The 17,366-nt window shown below is 63.0% G+C and carries 14 protein-coding genes; 4 read left to right on the top strand and 10 right to left on the bottom strand.

The window, feature by feature from the left end; genetic code table 11:
• Window positions 1–3 precede the first annotated feature (3 nt).
• Genes VXL81_RS11775 through VXL81_RS11760 form a run of 4 tightly spaced genes read right to left on the bottom strand, consistent with a single transcriptional unit; the run spans window position 4 to window position 3,537 of the window.
• On the bottom strand, window positions 4–750 hold the full coding sequence (locus tag VXL81_RS11775; protein WP_416544701.1) for an ABC transporter ATP-binding protein: 747 nt from the start codon (window positions 748–750) through the stop codon (window positions 4–6).
• Entirely contained in the window at window positions 747–1,595 is an 849-nt protein-coding gene (locus VXL81_RS11770) for an ABC transporter ATP-binding protein (protein ID WP_340547489.1), read from the bottom strand. The genes VXL81_RS11775 and VXL81_RS11770 overlap by 4 nt, the downstream gene beginning before the upstream one ends.
• Window positions 1,592–2,494 (bottom strand): ABC transporter permease, encoded by a 903-nt coding sequence (locus tag VXL81_RS11765; RefSeq protein ID WP_416540923.1) that lies wholly within the window; start codon window positions 2,492–2,494, stop codon window positions 1,592–1,594. The genes VXL81_RS11770 and VXL81_RS11765 overlap by 4 nt, the downstream gene beginning before the upstream one ends.
• Window positions 2,494–3,537 (bottom strand): ABC transporter permease, encoded by a 1,044-nt coding sequence (locus tag VXL81_RS11760; RefSeq protein ID WP_340547491.1) that lies wholly within the window; start codon window positions 3,535–3,537, stop codon window positions 2,494–2,496. The genes VXL81_RS11765 and VXL81_RS11760 overlap by 1 nt, the downstream gene beginning before the upstream one ends.
• Window positions 3,538–3,703: 166 nt before the next feature.
• On the opposite strand from VXL81_RS11760, the gene VXL81_RS11755 reads away from it, so the two are divergent.
• From VXL81_RS11755 to VXL81_RS11745, 3 genes are all read left to right on the top strand, one after another.
• A complete protein-coding gene (locus tag VXL81_RS11755; RefSeq protein ID WP_416536559.1) occupies window positions 3,704–4,321 on the top strand; it encodes a helix-turn-helix domain-containing protein in 618 nt (205 codons plus the stop codon).
• 68 nt (window positions 4,322–4,389) lie between these two features.
• Complete coding sequence (locus VXL81_RS11750) at window positions 4,390–5,976, top strand: ABC transporter substrate-binding protein (RefSeq protein ID WP_416554375.1); 1,587 nt, start codon at window positions 4,390–4,392, stop codon at window positions 5,974–5,976.
• A 156-nt stretch (window positions 5,977–6,132) separates the two neighbouring features.
• Window positions 6,133–7,233, top strand: a complete 1,101-nt coding sequence (locus VXL81_RS11745; protein WP_416554373.1) for a M24 family metallopeptidase — start codon at window positions 6,133–6,135, stop codon at window positions 7,231–7,233.
• Between the two features lie 51 nt (window positions 7,234–7,284).
• Here the strand turns inward: VXL81_RS11745 and VXL81_RS11740 are convergent, their stop codons facing one another.
• Entirely contained in the window at window positions 7,285–7,692 is a 408-nt protein-coding gene (locus VXL81_RS11740) for a response regulator transcription factor (protein WP_416540927.1), read from the bottom strand.
• 263 nt (window positions 7,693–7,955) lie between these two features.
• Between VXL81_RS11740 and VXL81_RS11735 the strand changes: the two genes are divergently transcribed.
• A complete protein-coding gene (locus VXL81_RS11735) occupies window positions 7,956–11,102 on the top strand; it encodes a transporter substrate-binding domain-containing protein (protein WP_416554371.1) in 3,147 nt (1,048 codons plus the stop codon).
• 162 nt (window positions 11,103–11,264) lie between these two features.
• On the opposite strand, the gene VXL81_RS11730 is transcribed toward VXL81_RS11735, so the two are convergent.
• The 5 genes from VXL81_RS11730 to VXL81_RS11710 form a co-directional block, all read right to left on the bottom strand.
• Window positions 11,265–13,769: a heavy metal translocating P-type ATPase gene (locus tag VXL81_RS11730; RefSeq protein WP_416554369.1), complete on the bottom strand. Its 2,505-nt coding sequence runs from the start codon at window positions 13,767–13,769 to the stop codon at window positions 11,265–11,267.
• A 200-nt stretch (window positions 13,770–13,969) separates the two neighbouring features.
• Entirely contained in the window at window positions 13,970–15,352 is a 1,383-nt protein-coding gene (locus VXL81_RS11725) for a multicopper oxidase family protein (protein WP_416554367.1), read from the bottom strand.
• A gap of 44 nt (window positions 15,353–15,396) precedes the next feature.
• The gene (locus tag VXL81_RS11720) at window positions 15,397–16,287 is read right to left on the bottom strand and encodes a c-type cytochrome (RefSeq protein ID WP_416554365.1); all 891 of its coding nucleotides are present in this window, start codon (window positions 16,285–16,287) and stop codon (window positions 15,397–15,399) included.
• Between the two features lie 13 nt (window positions 16,288–16,300).
• The gene (locus tag VXL81_RS11715) at window positions 16,301–16,882 is read right to left on the bottom strand and encodes a c-type cytochrome (protein WP_416554363.1); all 582 of its coding nucleotides are present in this window, start codon (window positions 16,880–16,882) and stop codon (window positions 16,301–16,303) included.
• Window positions 16,883–16,935: 53 nt separating this feature from the next.
• Window positions 16,936–17,366, bottom strand: a 431-nt coding sequence (locus tag VXL81_RS11710) for a hypothetical protein (RefSeq protein WP_416554361.1), incomplete at its 5' end; no start/stop codon positions are given.

The raw sequence follows: 17,366 nt of genomic DNA, 5'->3' as shown, positions 1-17,366 counted from the left end.
CTGTTACACGGTCAGCTCCGCGCCACCGCTGGCGGCATAGAGCGCCTGAGTATAGGGATCGCGAAAGGCGCCGTCATGCAGCGCCTCTGCCGGGGCGATCTCGACAATGCGCCCCTTGTTCATCACCGCCATACGGTCACACATGAAGCTGACAACCGGCAGGTTATGGGTGACCATCAGATAGGTCAGCCCCTGCGCATGGCGCAGCGCCTTCAGCAGGTTCAGGATCTCCGCCTGCACGGACACATCCAGCGCCGAGGTCGGCTCATCCAGGAGCATCACCTTGGGCTCCAGCATCAGCGCCCGCGCAATCGCGACCCGCTGGCGCTGCCCACCGGACAGTTGATGCGGATAGCGAAAGCGGAACCGCTGGTCGAGGCCAACAGCGGCCAGCACCTCTGCGACGCGGGCGTCACGCGCGCCGATGCCATGCACCCGCAGGGGCTCCCGCAACACCCAGTCGACCGGTTTGCGCGGGTGCAATGATCCGTAGGGATCCTGAAACACCATCTGGCAGCTTCGCGAAAAGGTGCGATCAATCCCGTGGCTGCGCGGCTGGCCCAGAACCGAGATCTCGCCGGTCCAGTCAGGCGCAAGCCCGGCAATCGCCTTCAGCACGGTGGATTTGCCAGATCCGCTTTCGCCGACCAGGGCAAAGCTCTCCCCCTCGGCCACATCCAGGGTGACGCCCTGCACCACCCTCGTGTCGCCGTAGGAAATATCGAGGTTTCTTAGAGATATCGCTGTCATGTGCCACTCCAGCTTGACCGGTCGAGCACAGGCAGCGTGTCGCGGGTTTCCTTCATCCGGGGCACCGCTGCCAGCAGACCTTGGGTATAGGGGTGGCTGGCCTTGTGCAGATCAGCAGCGGCGCAGCTTTCGACCACGCGGCCGGCATTCATCACCATGATCCGGTCGCAGTAGCGCGCCACCAGATTGAGATCATGGCTGATCAGGATCAAGCCCATTCCCTTGTCCCGCACCAGATCGTCGATCAGATCCAGCACCTGCGCCTGTACCGAGACATCCAGCGCCGAAGTCGGCTCATCCGCGATCAGCAGATCCGGGCGCGGGATCAGCATCATCGCGATCATCACCCGCTGCCCCATGCCGCCCGAGACCTGATGCGGATACATCTGCGCCACCAGTTCGGGGTCGTTGATGCGCACCGCCTCCAGCATCTCCAGCACGCGGGCGCGGGTGTCGCGGCGGCTGAGACGTTCGTGGACATCCAGCGCCTCGGCGATCTGTGCGCCGATGGTCATCACCGGATTGAGCGAGAATTTCGGATCCTGCATGATCATCGAAATCCGCGCGCCGCGGATATTGCGCATCTGACGTTCGCTGAGTGTTTGCAGCTCCTGCCCCTCCAGCGCCAGCCGGTCCGCCGTCATCTGGCCCGGGCGGCGGATCAGCCGCAGGATCGCACGGCCGGTCATGGATTTGCCCGATCCGCTCTCGCCCACGATACCCAGGCGTTCGCGGCCCAATGTGAAGCTCAGCCCCTTGACCACCTCTACCCGCCCCTGGGGTGTCGGGAAGCTGACGCGGAGGTTGTCGACCTCCAGCAGGGGTGTGGACGTGGATTGGCTCATGACTTGCCCCCCTGTTTGGGGTCCAGCACATCGCGCAACCCGTCACCAAGAAAACAGAAGCCAAGGCTGACAACGATGATGGCAATGCCGGGCATGGTCGCCACCCACCATTGGTCCAGAATGAACACCCGCCCGCGCGAGATCATCGCGCCCCATTCCGGCAGCGGCGGCTGCGCGCCCAGACCCAGAAACCCAAGACCCGCCGCCGTCAGAATGATCCCGGCCATATCCAGCGTCACCCGCACGATCATCGAGGAGGTACAGAGCGGCAGCACGTGGTGCAGGATGACCCGACTGTGTGAAGCCCCCAGCAGGCGCGTCGCGGCGATGAATTCGGCGTTGCGGAAGGTCAGTGTCTCGGCCCGTGCGATGCGGGCATAGGCAGGCCATGCGGTGATCGCGATGGCGATGATCGCGTTTTCGATCCCCGGCCCCAAGGCGGCAACAAAGGCCAGCGCCAGGATCAGCTTGGGCATCGACAGGAAGACGTCCGTGATCCCCATCAGGATGCGGTCGATCCAGCCGCCGAAATAGCCCGAAATCGCCCCGATGATCAGCCCCAGCGGCGCCGAGATCACCGCCACCAGCGCCACGATCATCAGCGTGATGCGCGCTCCGTAAACCACGCGGGAGAAGATATCGCGCCCCAGCTCATCGGTGCCCATCCAATGGGCGGCAGAAGGCGGTAACAGGCGCGAGGACAGGTCCTGCCCCACCGGGCTATGCGGCGCGATCCAAGGCGCCAGCGCCGCTGCAAGAATAAGGATCGTGATGATCAGTGCCCCCAGCACTGCCAGCGGGTTGCGCATCAGCGCCAGCGTCATACGATAGGCGCGCCCTGCGGTGGCCTGGGTCCGTGTGGTGGGGGAGTCGTCCAGCAACCAGTCGCGGCTCAGCATCACAGGCTCCTTGGATCAAGAACCCGGTACAGCACATCCGAGATCTTGTTGATGAAGATGAAGACCGCGCCAATCACCAGCGTCGAGCCAAGCACGGCGTTCATATCCGCATTCAGCAGCGCCACGGTGAGGTAATTGCCGATGCCGGGCCAGCTGAACACCGTCTCAATCATCACCGACCCTTCCAGCAGAGCGGCATAGGAGAGGCCGATTACCGTGATCAGCGGCACCCGGATCGGTTTGAACCCATGCACCCAGATCACTTTCCATTCCGGCACGCCTTTGACGCGGGCGGTGGTGATGAACTCCTGACTGAGCTGGTCCAGCATGAAGCTGCGGGTCATGCGCGCGATATAGGCGAGGCTGAAAAACCCGAGGATGGCCGCAGGCAGCACCAGATGCGAGAGCGCGTTCCAGAACACCTCGGTGTCGCCGACCAGCAGACTGTCCACCAGCAACAGGCCGGTGACCGGCTCAATCAGCCCATCATAGAAGATATCGACCCGCCCCGGTCCGGCGACCCAGCCCAGACCCGCATAAAACACCGCCAGACCAACCAGCCCCAGCCAGAAGGCGGGCACCGAATAGCCCAGCAGCGCAAAGACGCGAATGATCTGATCGACCCAGGTGCCCTGACGCGCGGCGGCCCAGACGCCCATGGGCACGCCCATCATCACACCAATCAGTATGCCCAGCGTGGCCATCTCCAGCGTGGCGGGAAACACCCGCGCGAGGTCGGACACGACGGGCCGGTTGGTGGAGACGGAACGCCCCAGATCGCCCTGAAACACATCGCCCACATAGGATAGGAACTGGATCACCAGCGGCCGGTCCAGCCCCATGGCAACCCGCGCCGCGTCATATTGATCCTGTGTGGCGCGGTCGCCGACCACGGACAGAACCGGATCAATCGGCACCACACGGCCAATGAAAAACGTGATCGCCAGAAGCCCGAGAAAGGTCAGCGTCGACACGATGGCAAAACCGGCAAGCCCCTGCCCCCAGCGCAGAATTGCGCGCCGTCTCTGTGCTGCTCTGGTCAAGATATCCTGCCCTCCACATGGTCGATCCGCACCGCATCCGATCGGCGGACGGTCGGCGCGACACCATCAGGCATAAATATTATTTTTCTCGATAGCAAAATTTTTTTGCTTCACAATAATTTTTTTTCCTAAGCTGCCCGAAGCAAGCCCAAACCGAGAGCCACCGATGACCCCTGCCAGCCCTGCCGCCAAACCCGCCAAGACCCGCAGCAGCACGGGGCCGATGCTAGGCGCGCTGATCCGCAAGCGGCGCAAGCAGATGGGGCTGACGCTTCAGGCGCTTGGTGATACCGCCGGGGTTTCGGTGGGCTATCTGAGCCAGGTGGAGCGCGACAACGCCACCCCGACGCTGGGCACGCTGGCGCAGATTGCCGCAGCGCTGGAGGTGGGGCTGGAGTATTTCATCGCCACGCCCAAGCCGTCGGATGCGCTGACGCGGGCGGCAACGCGCACGCAGTTTTCACTGGCGGGATCGTCACTCACCTATGAGGCGCTCGGCGCGCAGTTTCCGGGTGCGGAGCTGTCCAGCTACATCCTGTATGTCCCGCCCGGATACGTCTCCGAAGAGGTCAGCCACGAGGGCGAAGAGATGCTTTATGTGCTGGAGGGCGAGATCGACCAGTCGCTGGACGGGCAGGTGTTCCGCCTTACCGCCGGCGACAGCCTGCATTACAGCGGCCTTACCTCACATTCCTGGAGCAATCCGACCGAACAGCCCGCGCGGCTGTTGTGGACCGGCACGCTCAGCGTTTTGCACAGCAAGAATACCCCCAACCTGCCGTAACCCGGATCGCTCCCCAATGGGCAGAGCCGATGCGGCAGACAACAAGACATCAAAACAGGGAGACTGACATGAACCTCGTAAAATCCGCCTTGCTGGCCAGCGTGATGGCCCTGCCCCTGGCGAGCGGCGCTGTTGCAGATACGCCCGCCAATGCGCTGATCGTGGCGCAGAACATCGACGATATCGTCGCCATTGACCCCGCACAGGCCTATGAGTTCACCTCGGGCGAGCTGGTGACCAACCTCTACGACCGGCTGGTGCAATATGACGCCGAGGATCCCACCGTTCTGGCGCCGGGCCTTGCCAGCGCCTGGGACATCGACGCGGAAGCCAAGACCATCCGCTTTTCCCTGCGCGATGATGCGGTGTTCCACTCGGGCAATCCGGTGCGCAGCGAGGACGTGGTGTTCTCGCTTGCCCGGGTGATCAAGCTGAACCTGACCCCCGCCTTTATTCTGGCGCAGCTGGGCTGGACGGCGGAGAATGTCGATCAGATGGTCACCGCAGATGGCAATAGCATCACCATCAAATACGAAGGCGATTTCTCACCCGCCTTTGTCATGAACGTACTGGCCGCCCGCCCCGCCTCGGTGGTGGACAAAGAGGTGGTGATGGCCAATGCCGTGGACGGTGACATGGGCAATGGCTGGCTGAATGAAAACGCCGCAGGCTCCGGCCCGTTCAAGCTGCAGGGCTACCGCCCGGCGCAGATGGTGCGGCTGGCGGCAAACCCCGCCTATTTCAAAGGCGCGCCGAAGATGGAGAGCGTCATCATCCGCCATGTGGCCGAGGCGGCGACGCAGGAACTGCTGCTGGAATCCGGCGATATCGACATGGCCCGCAACCTGACGCCCGATCAGATCCGCGGCTTTGACAGCGACGCCATCAAGGTGGAGACCTACCCGCAGGCCGCGGTGCATTTCCTGTCCTTCAACCAGAAAACCGACAGTCTGACCGATCCGGCCGTCTGGGAGGCCGCGCGCTATCTGGTGGATTACAAGGGGATGACCGATACCATCATCAACGGCCAGATGGAGATCCATCAGGCGTTCTGGCCCAAGGGCTTTCCCGGCTCCTACGATGAGACCCCTTTCGGCTATGACCCGGAGCGGGCCAAGTCCATCCTCAGCGACGCCGGGATCAAAACCCCGATCACCGTCTCGCTGGATGTGATCAATGCAGCCCCCTTTACCGATATGGCGCAGTCCCTACAGGCCAGCTTTGCCGACGCGGGGATCAACTTTGAAATCCTCCCCGGCACCGGCAGCCAGGTGATCACCAAATATCGCGAGCGCAGCCATGAGGCGATGCTGCTCTACTGGGGCCCGGATTTCATGGACCCGCATTCCAACGCCAAGGCCTTTGCCTATAATTCCGACAACTCGGACGACAGCTATGCGGCGACCACCACCTGGCGCAACGCCTGGGCTGTGCCGGAGGAGATGAACGCCAAGACCAAGGCCGCCCTCACCGAGGCAGATCCTGAAAAACGGCTGGAGATGTACCGCGAATTGCAGGCCGACGTGCAGCAAAGCTCCCCCATCGTGATCATGTTCCAGGCGGCCTATCAGGTGGCGATGGACGCGGATGTCTCGGGCTATGTGAACGGTGCGACCTCTGATTTTGTTTTCTACCGTCTGGTGGAAAAGAACTGATCCCCGGCGCCCCCTGGTGCCTAGGCCTGTCCCCTGTCTGACGGGGGCAGGCCGCTCGGGGCCGGTGCTGACATGAGCCGGCCCCCTTTTTCCAATGTCGACCGCAATCAAGACGCCCCGCCCCTCACAACCGGGCGCGCGGCAGGAGCCAGATAGATGACAACGCCCCCCTATGCAGACCGGCTGAACCGGCTGCGTCACCGCATGACAGAAACCGCCACCGATCTGGTGGTGCTAGGCCCCTCCAGCCATATGATGTGGCTGTCGGGTGTGAACCCCCATGGCGACGAACGCCCGGTGATGCTGATGGTCAGCCAGAACCATGCGGGATTTCTGATGCCGGCGCTTAATGCTGATGCCGCGCGCACGGCAACCGACCTGCCATTTCGCTGCTGGTCGGATGACGAAGGCCCGGATGCGGCCCTTGCCACGCTGCTGAGCGACTGCGATGCCACAGCTGGCGGCCTGTCGGTGGTGCTGGATGAAACCATGCGCGCCGATTTTGCCCTGCGGGTTTTGGATGCGATGGACGCGCCCAGCCGCCGCTTTACCGATGATACAGTTGGCCTGCTGCGCGCGATGAAGGACGCCGCAGAATATGACGCGCTGAAGGCCGCGCATCTGTTGAATGATGCCGCCGTGACCGAAGCGTTCTCCCGTCTCGAAGAAGGCATGAGCGAGCTGGATGTGCAGGCCATCCTGCATGAATATTACAAGGCCCATGGCGCCAGCGCGGAATTCACTATCGTCGGCTTTGGCGCCAATGGCGCCTTCCCGCATCACCACACCGGGGACACAAGGCTGAGCCGCGATATGGCTGTGCTGATCGACACGGGATGCCGTCTGAATGGCTACCCCTCTGACATGACCCGCTGCGGCTGGTTCGGCACACCGGAAGCGGAATATGAGCAGGTGTTCGAAGTGGTCGAGGCCGCGGTAAAGGCAGCTGTTCAGGCGGCAAAACCCGGCGTGCGCGCCAGTGAGGTCGACCGTGCCGCCCGCGATACCATTGCCGCCGCCGGCTATGGGGCGCACTTCCTGCATCGCACCGGCCACGGGCTGGGCATCGACGTGCATGAACCGCCCTATATCACCGCGACATCGGAGGTTGAGCTGCGCGCAGGCAATGTGTTCTCCATCGAACCGGGGATTTACCTCAAGGACCGTTTCGGCGTGCGTCTGGAGGAGATCGTGATCCTGCGCGAAGATGGCGCCGAGATCCTGTCAGAGATGCCCCGCAGCATGCAGCGGCGCTGACTGATCAGGCTCCGAAAAAACGGTCGGCGCCCCGGTTTCTGGTGGCGCCGATCAGACTTCGCTCTCCAGCAGCTCGTCGATCAGGGACAGCAGCTCGATTGGTTCAAAGGGTTTGGTCAGCGAAGCCGTGGCCCCAAGATCACGTGACGTGACCAACAGATTCTCCAGCCCCGGGGCTTTGGTTGCACCGGACATTGAGATAACCGGCGGGATCTTGTGGCCCTCTCGGGCACGCCCCTGCAGGAAGGCAAGCAGGATCACGCCGCCATCCGGCACCGAACGGTTGTTTTTCTTTACGATCAGATCGGCGATTACCAGATCGAAGTCATATTCATCGTATTGAGCAATGGCCTGAGTTGCGTCCGCGCAGAAGATCGGGAAATGCCCGGCCCGCTCCAGCGAGACCTGCAACAGGTCGGCAAAAACCTCGTCGTCTTCGAGAACCAGAAGATTTGCCATCGCATTCCCTTTTCAAACGGACCAGTACCACATAACTGCGCCGAAACGCCGACCGGATTGCTGATGTTTCCCATGCCGCATCGGTTTTAACGGCCAGCCCGGGATTGATCAATTGTGTTGGCTGCGACAATTCGTTTTGATTGCAACTGTTGGTCGGTTTGATCCGACATTGCGCCCGGACAGGTGGTAGCCTGACGGCATCGGACCGGCGATATCAGGCGGGCAGCATCAGGCGGGCAGAGGCAAGGCGGAGCGTTCGAGACATGATCAGACAGGTTTGGCGCGGCGTGGCCTTACTGGCGGTTCTTGCCATAGCCCCGCCCGTGTGGTCGCAGCAGGCCCCGGAGCCGTTCCGGATCGGTGTGCTGCCGATCCCGCCTTTCGCGCAGCTGGATCCTGATGGGCAGGCAAACGGGTTCCTGGTTGAGCTCGCCGAGGAGATCGCGGGCGAACTCGGCACCGGCATCACGCTGGTTCCGCTGTCCACCAGCCGCGAGTTCGTCGAGTCACAGGCCACCGGGCGGACCGATATGATCGCGGGCATTGCACAGCTGCCCGCACTGCGTGACACCAATGTGTTTTCCCGCAGCATTTCGCGTGAAACCCTGCGCCCGATGGTCCGTATCGCACAGGCGCAATCCCTCTCGACCACCTCGCTCAGCGGCAGGCGGGTGGGCATCGTGCCCCCGGCTGTCGGATCGGAGCAGCAGGCCTTTCTCGCGCGCAACACGGCCGTGGAGTTCGAATCACCCGAGGCCGCAATCATGGCGCTGCTGTCAGAGCGGGTTGACGCCGTGCTGATCCCGGAGCCCGTCGCTTTCAACATCGCGAAACTGGCGTCCGTTGATGGCCGGGTCAGCTTCCTGAACCCGCCCTTGCGGCAGTTCGAGAGGTTCATCGCCCTGCATCAAAGCCGTGCCGACCTGCTGCCTGACATCGAAGCCGCGCTAGATCGGATCGAAGGCGACCGTCGACTAGATAATCTGCTGCGCAAGTATTTTCTGGACATTCCACTGCCCGCCCCCGAGGTGCTTCGCGTCGGCGTGCGCCACGCGCCGCCCTATCAGGTGATCGAACCGGATGGCAGCTTTTCAGGTTTTGGCGTCGAGACCCTACGCGATCTGGCAGGGCGCACCGGGCTGAAACTGGCATTCCACAGCATCAGCGACGACGACTGGCGGCGTGGGCCGCAGTCGGACACCTACGATATCCTGCCCGCCGCCAGCATCACGACCGAACGTTCTGCAAGGATGGATTTTGCCCATCCCATTCTGGCCACGGATCAATCCGTCTTTACCCGTCCGGCGGATGCCGCAGAGCTGAGGCGGCCCGAGGATTTGCAAGGGCGCCGCATCGGCCTGCGCTCAGACAACGCAGCCGCGATCGCGCTGGCAACCGCCAATGGCTGGACCATCGTTGCGATGGCAGAGGCCAGGGACCTGCTGGCGGCGTTGCAGGATCGGCGGATCGACGCGGTGATCTATCAATCTGACACCCTGCCCCTGGCGGCGGCGCGATGGGGCGATCCTGAGAGCATAACCGAGGCGCTCCCCGCGCTGCTGACCACGGAACGCGCTGCCGCGCTGCGCTTTGGTCTGGGCGAGATCCGCGACAAGCTGGATCTGGCCCTGCCGCAATATCTGGTGTCCGCCGATTACGCCGAGCTGCGCCGTCAGTATTTTGAACCGGCAGTGTTCTGGACCTCGGACCGGCTTGCGCTGCTGGGCTATGGCCTTGTGGGCGGTGTTCTGGGCCTGCTGGGTATTCTTGGCACTGGCCAATTGCGCGCCCGACGCCGCACCGCCGCTGAAAAGGCCAGACAAGCCGCTGAGGTGGCCGAGATCCGCGACGAGCTGGAAACCGTGCTGAATGCCGCCACCAGCGGTATTGTCGCACTGGATCGCGACGGCCAGATCATTCGCATCAACCGCCGCGCCCGTCGCATGTTGGGGGGTGTCTCGCAACCGGTGCCCTTCGCCTGGCCGCAGGACATCGATTTTCTCGACAGTGAAAGCAACACCCCGCTTGAAGACAGCGCCGACCCGATCCGCCGCGCCCGCTCAGGCCATGTGTTGACCGGCGAAACCCATCTGCTGCGCCGCCACGCCGACAGCGAGGACTATCGCTATGTCCGCGTCACAAGCGCCGTTCTGGACAATGAGGAACACGGTATCTCGCTGGTTCTGGTGATCGACGATATTTCCCGCGAAGAACGCAACCGACTGGCAAGCGAACGCAAGAATCGGCTGGATGCCCTCGGCCAGCTCACCGGCGGGATCGCCCATGATTTCAACAATCTGCTGGCCTCCATGCTCTACGCCGTGGAACTGGCGCGCAACTCCGAGACGCCGGACAGCAGGGCGCGGTTTCTCAACGTTGCAGCTGGCGCAATCGACAAGGGCCGCGCGCTGACAGCTCGGCTGCTGGCTTTTGCCAAACGCCAGCCGGGGCTTGCCGTGGCCAAACCTGTCGATGAGGTTTTTGCAGATTTCGAGGAGCTGATCGGCTCCATGATCGAGGAACGGATCCAGCTCGCCTGCGATCCGGTTGACCCCGGATTGCGGGTCTATTGTGATCCGGCCCAGCTGGAAACGGCACTGATGAATCTGGTGCTGAACAGCCGGGATGCGATACTGCACAGCGGTCGCGGTGACAGGATCACACTGACGGCCCGCGCGGTGCTCTCGACCGACGACGACCTAGACGCGGACCAGAGCGATCATGACAACAGCGCCGCACCCGGCTCAGAACCCGGCATCTATCGCTACGTGGAACTGTCGGTCACCGACAATGGCCCCGGCATGGACGAGGCAACGGTGGCCCGCTGCACCGACCCGTTCTTCACCACCAAAGGCAGCGTTGCGGGCACCGGGCTGGGCCTGTCGATGGTCTACGGCTTTGCCCGCAATGCCAATGGTGATCTCAGGATCTATTCCGAACCCGGCATCGGCACCACCGTGCAAATGATCCTGCCGCGCGGGACCGAACAGGGCGAGCGTGAAGCGCCCGTCAGCGACGGTGCGGCGATCCGCGGCAATGGCGAGACCATTCTTCTGGCGGAGGACGAACCCGAGCTGCTGTCGATGATGAGCGGCGTGCTGGAGGAGCTTGGCTATCAGGTGCTTGCGACGTCATCGGCGCAGCAGGCGCTGGATCTGGCAGGGCGTGAGGCGTCTATTGATCTGCTGCTGACCGATGTGGTGATGCCGGGCTCCATCAGTGGTTTTGAACTGGCCCGCCGCATCCGCGCCCTGAGACCGGGCGTCCCGGTTGTCTACACGTCGGGCTACATCGGTTTCACCGCCGCCGAGATGGGCCCGGTTGAGGCCCCGCTCCTGCAGAAACCTTCGCACCCGCACGATCTGGCAGCCACCGTGGCAGCCGCACTTGGGCGGGGCGCCACCGCCTGAGTGCCCGCCCCAGCTAAGCACCACCCGGCGCTCGATCCCGACACGCATAGGTCTGTCATAAGCTGAGGCAGGCAACCACCGCTGCCTGCCTCATTGGATCGCAGTTGATCTACATTTGCCGCGCCTGATCTGGCCGCTCATGCCCGTGGCGTTGAGCTGGCGCTAGGCCCGGGCGGCGACAGCGCCCGGTTCCGGCCGCGCGGCGGCTTCTGAGGGGGCCATCGACGGGCGCACCCATCTGAGCCGCAGCGCGTTGGTCAGGACAAAAACGCTCGACAAGGCCATCGCCCCGGCGGCCAGCACCGGCGACAGAAGCGGTCCACCGAACGGGTAGAGCACCCCCGCTGCAACCGGGATCAGCAGGGTGTTATAGCCAAACGCCCAGAACAGGTTCTGACGAATATTCTTCATGGTCCGCTGCGACAGGTTGAACGCATTCACGACCCCGGTCAGATCGCCCGACATCAGGACAACATCGGCAGCTTCGATGGCGACATCCGTGCCTGTGCCAATGGCGATGCCAACATCGGCGGCAGCCAGGGCGGGCGCGTCGTTTATCCCATCGCCGACAAAGGCCAGTTTGCCGCTCCCCATGCGCAGATCGTCCAGCGCGGCAACCTTGCCTTCGGGCAGAACCTCGGCCACCACATGATCAATCCCGAGATCCGCAGCGATCGCTTTTGCGGTGACCTCATTGTCGCCGGTGATCATCGCCACCTTCAGCCCAAGCCGGTGAAGCTCCGCGATGGCCTGCGGGGTGGTGGGCTTTACTGGGTCGGCCACTGCGATCACGGCGGCAATCTTGCCGTCGATGGCGGCAAAGAGCGGTGTTTTCCCCTTGCCCGCCAGCGCCCTGCCCTGCTCGGCGAGGGCGCCAAGTTCCACGCCGTCCCGGACCATCAGCCTGTCGGCACCAACAAGCACCTGATGCCCGTCAACCTCCGCCCTCACCCCATAGCCGGTGATGGACTGAAAGGATGTCGTTGCAGGTATCTGAAGCCCGCGCGACTGGGCGGCTTGCACGATGGCCTCGGCGATCGGGTGTTCGGAGTGCTGCTCCACTGCGGAAACCAGCGCCAGCACATCGGTTTCCTGCCGGCCCTCCGCCAGTCTCAGATCCGTAAGCGCCGGTTTCCCCGCTGTCAGCGTGCCGGTCTTGTCCAGCGCCACAACGGTGGTTTCCTGCAGCATTTGCAGCGCATCGCCCTTGCGGAACAGGACACCCAGTTCTGCGGCGCGCCCGGTGCCAACCATGATCGAGGTTGGCGTGGCCAGCCCCATCGCGCAGGGGCAGGCGATGATCAGCACCGCAACACCCGCAACCAGAGCCAGGCTCAACGCCGGATCCGGCCCGAACAGGAACCAGATCGCAACCGTCAGCGCCGCAACCGCGATGACAGCAGGGACGAACCAATGTGTGATCCGGTCCACAAGTCCCTGAATAGGCAATTTCGCACCCTGCGCCTGTTCCACCATGCGGATGATCTGGGCCAGCATGGTGTCGCTGCCGACCTTCTCGGCCCGGAACGTCAGCGCACCTGTGCCATTGACGGTCGCACCGACGACCTGCGCGCCCTCGGTCTTTTCAACCGGGACCGGTTCGCCGGTGATCATGCTTTCGTCGACATAGGAGGCCCCGCTGAGCACAACCCCGTCCACGGCGATCTTTTCCCCGGGGCGCACATGCACGGTATCGCCCGCCACGATGTCGTCGATTGGCCGTTCCACGACCCTGCCGTCACGTTCAACCCGCGCGGTTTTTGCCTGCAATCCCACAAGTTTGCGGATCGCTTCACCGGTCCGACCCTTGGCTCGTGCCTCCAGCAGACGACCCAGCAGGATGAGGACGACGATAACCGCCGCCGCCTCGTAATAAACATTGGCGGTGCCCGTCGGCAGGAGATCGGGCGCAAATGTGGACACCAAAGAAAACCCGAAAGCGGCAGAGGTTCCCAGCGCAACAAGCGAGTTCATATCCGGTGCCCCCTTGAACAGCGCCGGGAAGCCTTTGGTATAGAACTGCAAGCCCGGTCCGAACAGCACAATCAGGGTCAATGCAAACTGGAGGTAATAGCTGGTCTGCAACCCGATGGTAGAGGAGATCAGGTGGTGCATCCCCGGAATGACATGGCTACCCATTTCTATGATGAACACCGGCAGGGCAAGCGCCGCGGCCAACAGGGTGCGTCGTGCCAGACTGCGGATTTCCTCCGCTTTCCGGTCCTGCTGGTCAGACATCTCCGCCGATTTCACCTGCGCCGGGTAGCCCGCTTCGGTTGCGAGGGCTGCAATTTCTGCCGGGGTGATCGCCGCCGCCGCATAGCGGATCGTGGCCGTCTCTGCCGCCAGATTGACGGATGCGGTCAGCACACCATCACCGCTCTGCAATGCCCGCTCCACACGACCGACGCAGGACGCGCAGGACATATCCGCAATCTCCAGCGTGACTTCCTCGGTCACGGCGGGATAGCCTGCCCCCTCCAGAACATCGGCCAGATCCGCAGCCGTGACATTTGCATCATGGCTGACGCGGGCGCTTTCGCTGGCCAGATTGACGGTCGCCTCCGACACACCGGGGACGGCCGCCAGCGCACGCTCCACGCGGCCCACGCAGGAGGCGCAGTTCATGCCCGTAATTTGAAATCGGGTAGTAAGATTTTCCGTCATGACAACACCAATAAACTCTATGTTGCTGCTGATGTAGGGCCTCCAGCGACTGGAAGGTCAATACCAGAGTTGCAGTTTTTCGCCCTCACCGGCAATACGCCCAAAGCGGCACTGACCCGCCGGTGCAGACACCTCCCCCCCTTAACCGCACCAGCCAAGGGTCTGGCCGGAGCGGTCTGTTCTGCTTCGGACGTGTTTCGTCATCTGACACGCAGCCAGGTCTTCATACCGGCGGCCTGATGCGAAAGCATGTGACAATGCAGCAGCCAGTCGCCCGGATTATCCGCGATAAAGGCGATTTCGCGGGTTTCCTGACGTGCCATCAGCAGGGTGTCCTTCAGCGGGCCGAAACCTCCGTCTGGCAGCACCTCCTGGAAATGTGTGCCATGCAGATGGATCGCATGGGGAAAGGCGGTGTTGTTCTCGATGGGGATCCGGATGATTTCGCCTCTCTCGGCTGTCACCATCGGTTCGGCCGGCAACCCTGCCTCGCCATTGAATGTCCAGATCTGCCCGGCCGCGACCAGCTCGCGCGATGTCAGCAGTTCCCCCTTGTAACGGCCCTGGCGCAGACCGCCCATCGCGCCTCCCTCCATGACCAAGGGAACACTGCGCGCCTCTGTCAGACTGTCCAGCCGTGTGACCGGATTGTCCGGCAATGCCGCGACCGCGCCGCGCGCGGCGTCGGCATGACGGCCGCTTACGTCGATCTCCTGCAACAGATAACCGGTCTCGCCTTCATGGAGAACGATCTGGACGTTCTCACCCGGTGCCGCCGAAACATCCGCGATGATATCCAGCCGTTCCGCCGGCCCCAGAACCATGATGCCGGGATCCTCGGGGGTTTGCAGCGGCATCCCGTCGCGGGCCACAATTCTGCCGGTCACGCCACGCAGCGATACCGCCATGATCCTGTCCGTCGCCACATTGACGAGCCGCAGCCTGAGGCGCTGATTTTGCTGAACCTCAGAGACCTGCGGCGTCAAGGCGGCATGGATGAAATTGCCCAGCCGCCCCGCGTGGGTCCAATCGTGCATCGCGCCGAAATCATCGGTGATCTGCGCCGTCTCGCTCAGACGCCAGTCATCAAGGACAACCACGATATCCTGGTCAATATCCGGGGCGTCGGCCTCATCGACAACCAACACGCCGTAGAGCCCCCGCGCCACCTGTTCGGTCGACTGATTGTGCGAATGATACCAATAGGTCCCCGCATCCCTCATCGGAAATTCATAGAGAAACCCATCGCCGGGCAGGACGGCATCCTGTGTCATCCCGGGCACGCCATCCATGGCATTGGGAACCCGCAGCCCATGCCAATGTACGGCTGTTGGCTGCGGCAGGCTGTTGGTCAGGCGGACCTGCAGCAGCTCGTCCTGGCGGGCACGGATGAGGGGGCCGGGCACGGTGCCATCAAACCCCCAGACTTCTGTCTCCGGGTGGTCGCCAAATTCCGGCGGCACCAGCTGCACGCGGCTTGGTCTCGCTTCAAGAAGGCGCGGCGCGGCAGCCGCAGCGCTGGTCCGGGGCCAAAGCGCCATGACACTGGCGCCCCCCAGGAATTGTCGGCGGTTAAGGATCATACCGTCTCTCCTTCTATCTCTGGAACTGCTGTTCGGCGCGCTCATCACGCACCGGGCTGGTCATCAAGCAGGTAGGTCGCCATGGCCCTGCGGTCCGTGTCGGTCAGGAATGCGGTTCCATATAGGACAACTTCGCCCATCGTCCCGCCAAAGACGTCGCCATCCGGCATCACCCCCGTACCAAGGGCATAGGCCAGGCTGTCGACGCTCCAACCGCGTGCCAGAAGAGATGGGGGATCAATGGCAGGTGCCTTTCCTCCCCCCGGCAAGGCATCATTGCCCTTGAAACGTGCGGTGCCCGTCTTCCGCGCGCCGAGTAGATTGCGGCCCGTATGACAGGCGCCACAATGCGCGGCCCCCTCGACCAGCAGCCGACCACGTGACCAGAGATCATCCTTTCCGGCGACCGGATCTGTCCGCGGCGGTTCAAGAAACGCCAGACGCCAGAGCTTCAGCCCCCATCGCTGGTCGAAGGGAAACGCCATTTCCGGCGGCCTCGATGGCTGCGCCACCGGGGGAACGGTCTGAAATGCCGCCCAGAGATCGGCAATATCCTGATCGGTGAAATTACCGTAGAACGGGTAGGGAAACGCCGGATAATAGGGCAGCCCCTCCGGAGACACGCCTTGGCGAACAGCCTTTGCAAAGACGTCGACCGTCCAGCTGCCCAGCCCATGATCGCGATCCGACGTGAGGTTGGGCGCGTAGAGATCCCCGAACGGCGTTTCGATCTTCGCCCCACCCGCAAGCGCTGCGCCACCGTTGGAAAAATCTGTATGGCACGCGATACATCCCGACGCCCTTGCCAGATAGGCTCCGCGGGCGACGTCGCCGTCCAGATCAAGCGCACTCGGCCTCGTGCCGATCGGCCAGGCCGCCACCGCGGCAAGCCCGGCCGTCACCGTCACCGAGGCAGCAAGGAGATAACGGAACATATGTCTCCCCCTCTCACTCTTTACGAAAACGGGTGTGACAGGCCGAACAGGTTTGGCTCAGCATGGTGAAGACAGCATCGGCAGGCATCTGCTGCAGGGCCTCGGCGCTTCGTGGTCCCCCCATCATCTGACCGCCCATCATGCCTCCTGCTCCCATCGCAGTGGCCCCCATCATCGCCCCGCTCGACATCATTCCCGTCCCCTCGGCACCGGCCATCATCAAGCCGTTCTCGGCTGCCAGGGCCAGACCTTCGGAATAGGTCTCCAATTGCAGCGCAAGATCGGCAAACCCCTCCCAATCGGCCCAAATCTCGGGTTTGGCGTCTGAGGGATGCCCGTCGGATCCCTTGGGAAACAGCCCCGTCAGGACCTCCCCTGCGTGGGTCTGAATTGTCTGCGCCTCTTCGCGAACCACCGCAGCATCATAGGGCGTCTGCCCCTGCATCATCGGCGCCAGCAGCTTCATGCTGGCTTTCATGGCATCCATGCCATCCATTCGTTCTTTTACAACGCCTGTGGCGCCGCTATGCGCATAGGCAGCCACGGAAATGAGCGACGCCAATGCAGCGCCGGTAAGCAGTTTGGAACATGTCATCTTGTTTTCCCGATTGAGGTCCAGAATGCGCGTCACATGCGCAGGATCAGTCTTCAGGACCGGCCACGCGGCGGCGGTGGTTCAAACCCGGTGATGGCCAGCGGTCGCAGCAGCATCAACGGCAGATCAGGACGAAAGTTCCGCGGATCGGGCTGCATCGACGGCCAGCTGCCCAACAGAACCGCAACCCCACCACAAAGCGAGCTGCCATGACAATGATCCGCAGGGCGGCTACCCGCCACATCTTGATCCATGTCCTGAACCGAGACCGCGATCTGCGCCTCCCCGCTGGCACCATGGGCCTCTGCCCGATTTGCCGACAGGACGAGCACCGCTATCAGCAGGCAGGCTGCCAGCAGCACGGAGCCGATTGCCGATCTGGCCCCGGTTGCAACTCCGGCTCCGGTTTCTACTCTGGAAAAGAGGCACAAGGCTCCGTTCATCCCATTGTCGCGGCCAGGTTCAGCGGCTGAAACAAAGATGC

Origin of the sequence: Phaeobacter sp. JH204B, assembly GCF_048055755.1 — a bacterium.
GTDB classification, from domain to species: domain Bacteria; phylum Pseudomonadota; class Alphaproteobacteria; order Rhodobacterales; family Rhodobacteraceae; genus Phaeobacter; species Phaeobacter bryozoorum.
The sequence above is the reverse complement of the archived record's forward strand: the minus strand, read 5'-3'. Positions and strand labels throughout refer to the sequence as shown.

Excerpts from the sequence above, each read along its gene's own strand:
- VXL81_RS11725 (WP_416554367.1), bottom strand. The coding sequence starts at position 15,352 with ATGATCCTTAACCGCCGACAATTCCTGGGGGGCGCCAGTGTCATGGCG.
- VXL81_RS11735 (WP_416554371.1), top strand. The coding sequence starts at position 7,956 with ATGATCAGACAGGTTTGGCGCGGCGTGGCCTTACTGGCGGTTCTTGCC.
- VXL81_RS11750 (WP_416554375.1), top strand. The coding sequence starts at position 4,390 with ATGAACCTCGTAAAATCCGCCTTGCTGGCCAGCGTGATGGCCCTGCCC.
- VXL81_RS11765 (WP_416540923.1), bottom strand. The coding sequence starts at position 2,494 with ATGCTGAGCCGCGACTGGTTGCTGGACGACTCCCCCACCACACGGACC.
- VXL81_RS11720 (WP_416554365.1), bottom strand. The coding sequence starts at position 16,287 with ATGTTCCGTTATCTCCTTGCTGCCTCGGTGACGGTGACGGCCGGGCTT.
- VXL81_RS11715 (WP_416554363.1), bottom strand. The coding sequence starts at position 16,882 with ATGACATGTTCCAAACTGCTTACCGGCGCTGCATTGGCGTCGCTCATT.
- VXL81_RS11745 (WP_416554373.1), top strand. The coding sequence starts at position 6,133 with ATGACAACGCCCCCCTATGCAGACCGGCTGAACCGGCTGCGTCACCGC.
- VXL81_RS11755 (WP_416536559.1), top strand. The coding sequence starts at position 3,704 with ATGACCCCTGCCAGCCCTGCCGCCAAACCCGCCAAGACCCGCAGCAGC.
- VXL81_RS11770 (WP_340547489.1), bottom strand. The coding sequence starts at position 1,595 with ATGAGCCAATCCACGTCCACACCCCTGCTGGAGGTCGACAACCTCCGC.
- VXL81_RS11740 (WP_416540927.1), bottom strand. The coding sequence starts at position 7,692 with ATGGCAAATCTTCTGGTTCTCGAAGACGACGAGGTTTTTGCCGACCTG.
- VXL81_RS11775 (WP_416544701.1), bottom strand. The coding sequence starts at position 750 with ATGACAGCGATATCTCTAAGAAACCTCGATATTTCCTACGGCGACACG.
- VXL81_RS11730 (WP_416554369.1), bottom strand. The coding sequence starts at position 13,769 with ATGACGGAAAATCTTACTACCCGATTTCAAATTACGGGCATGAACTGC.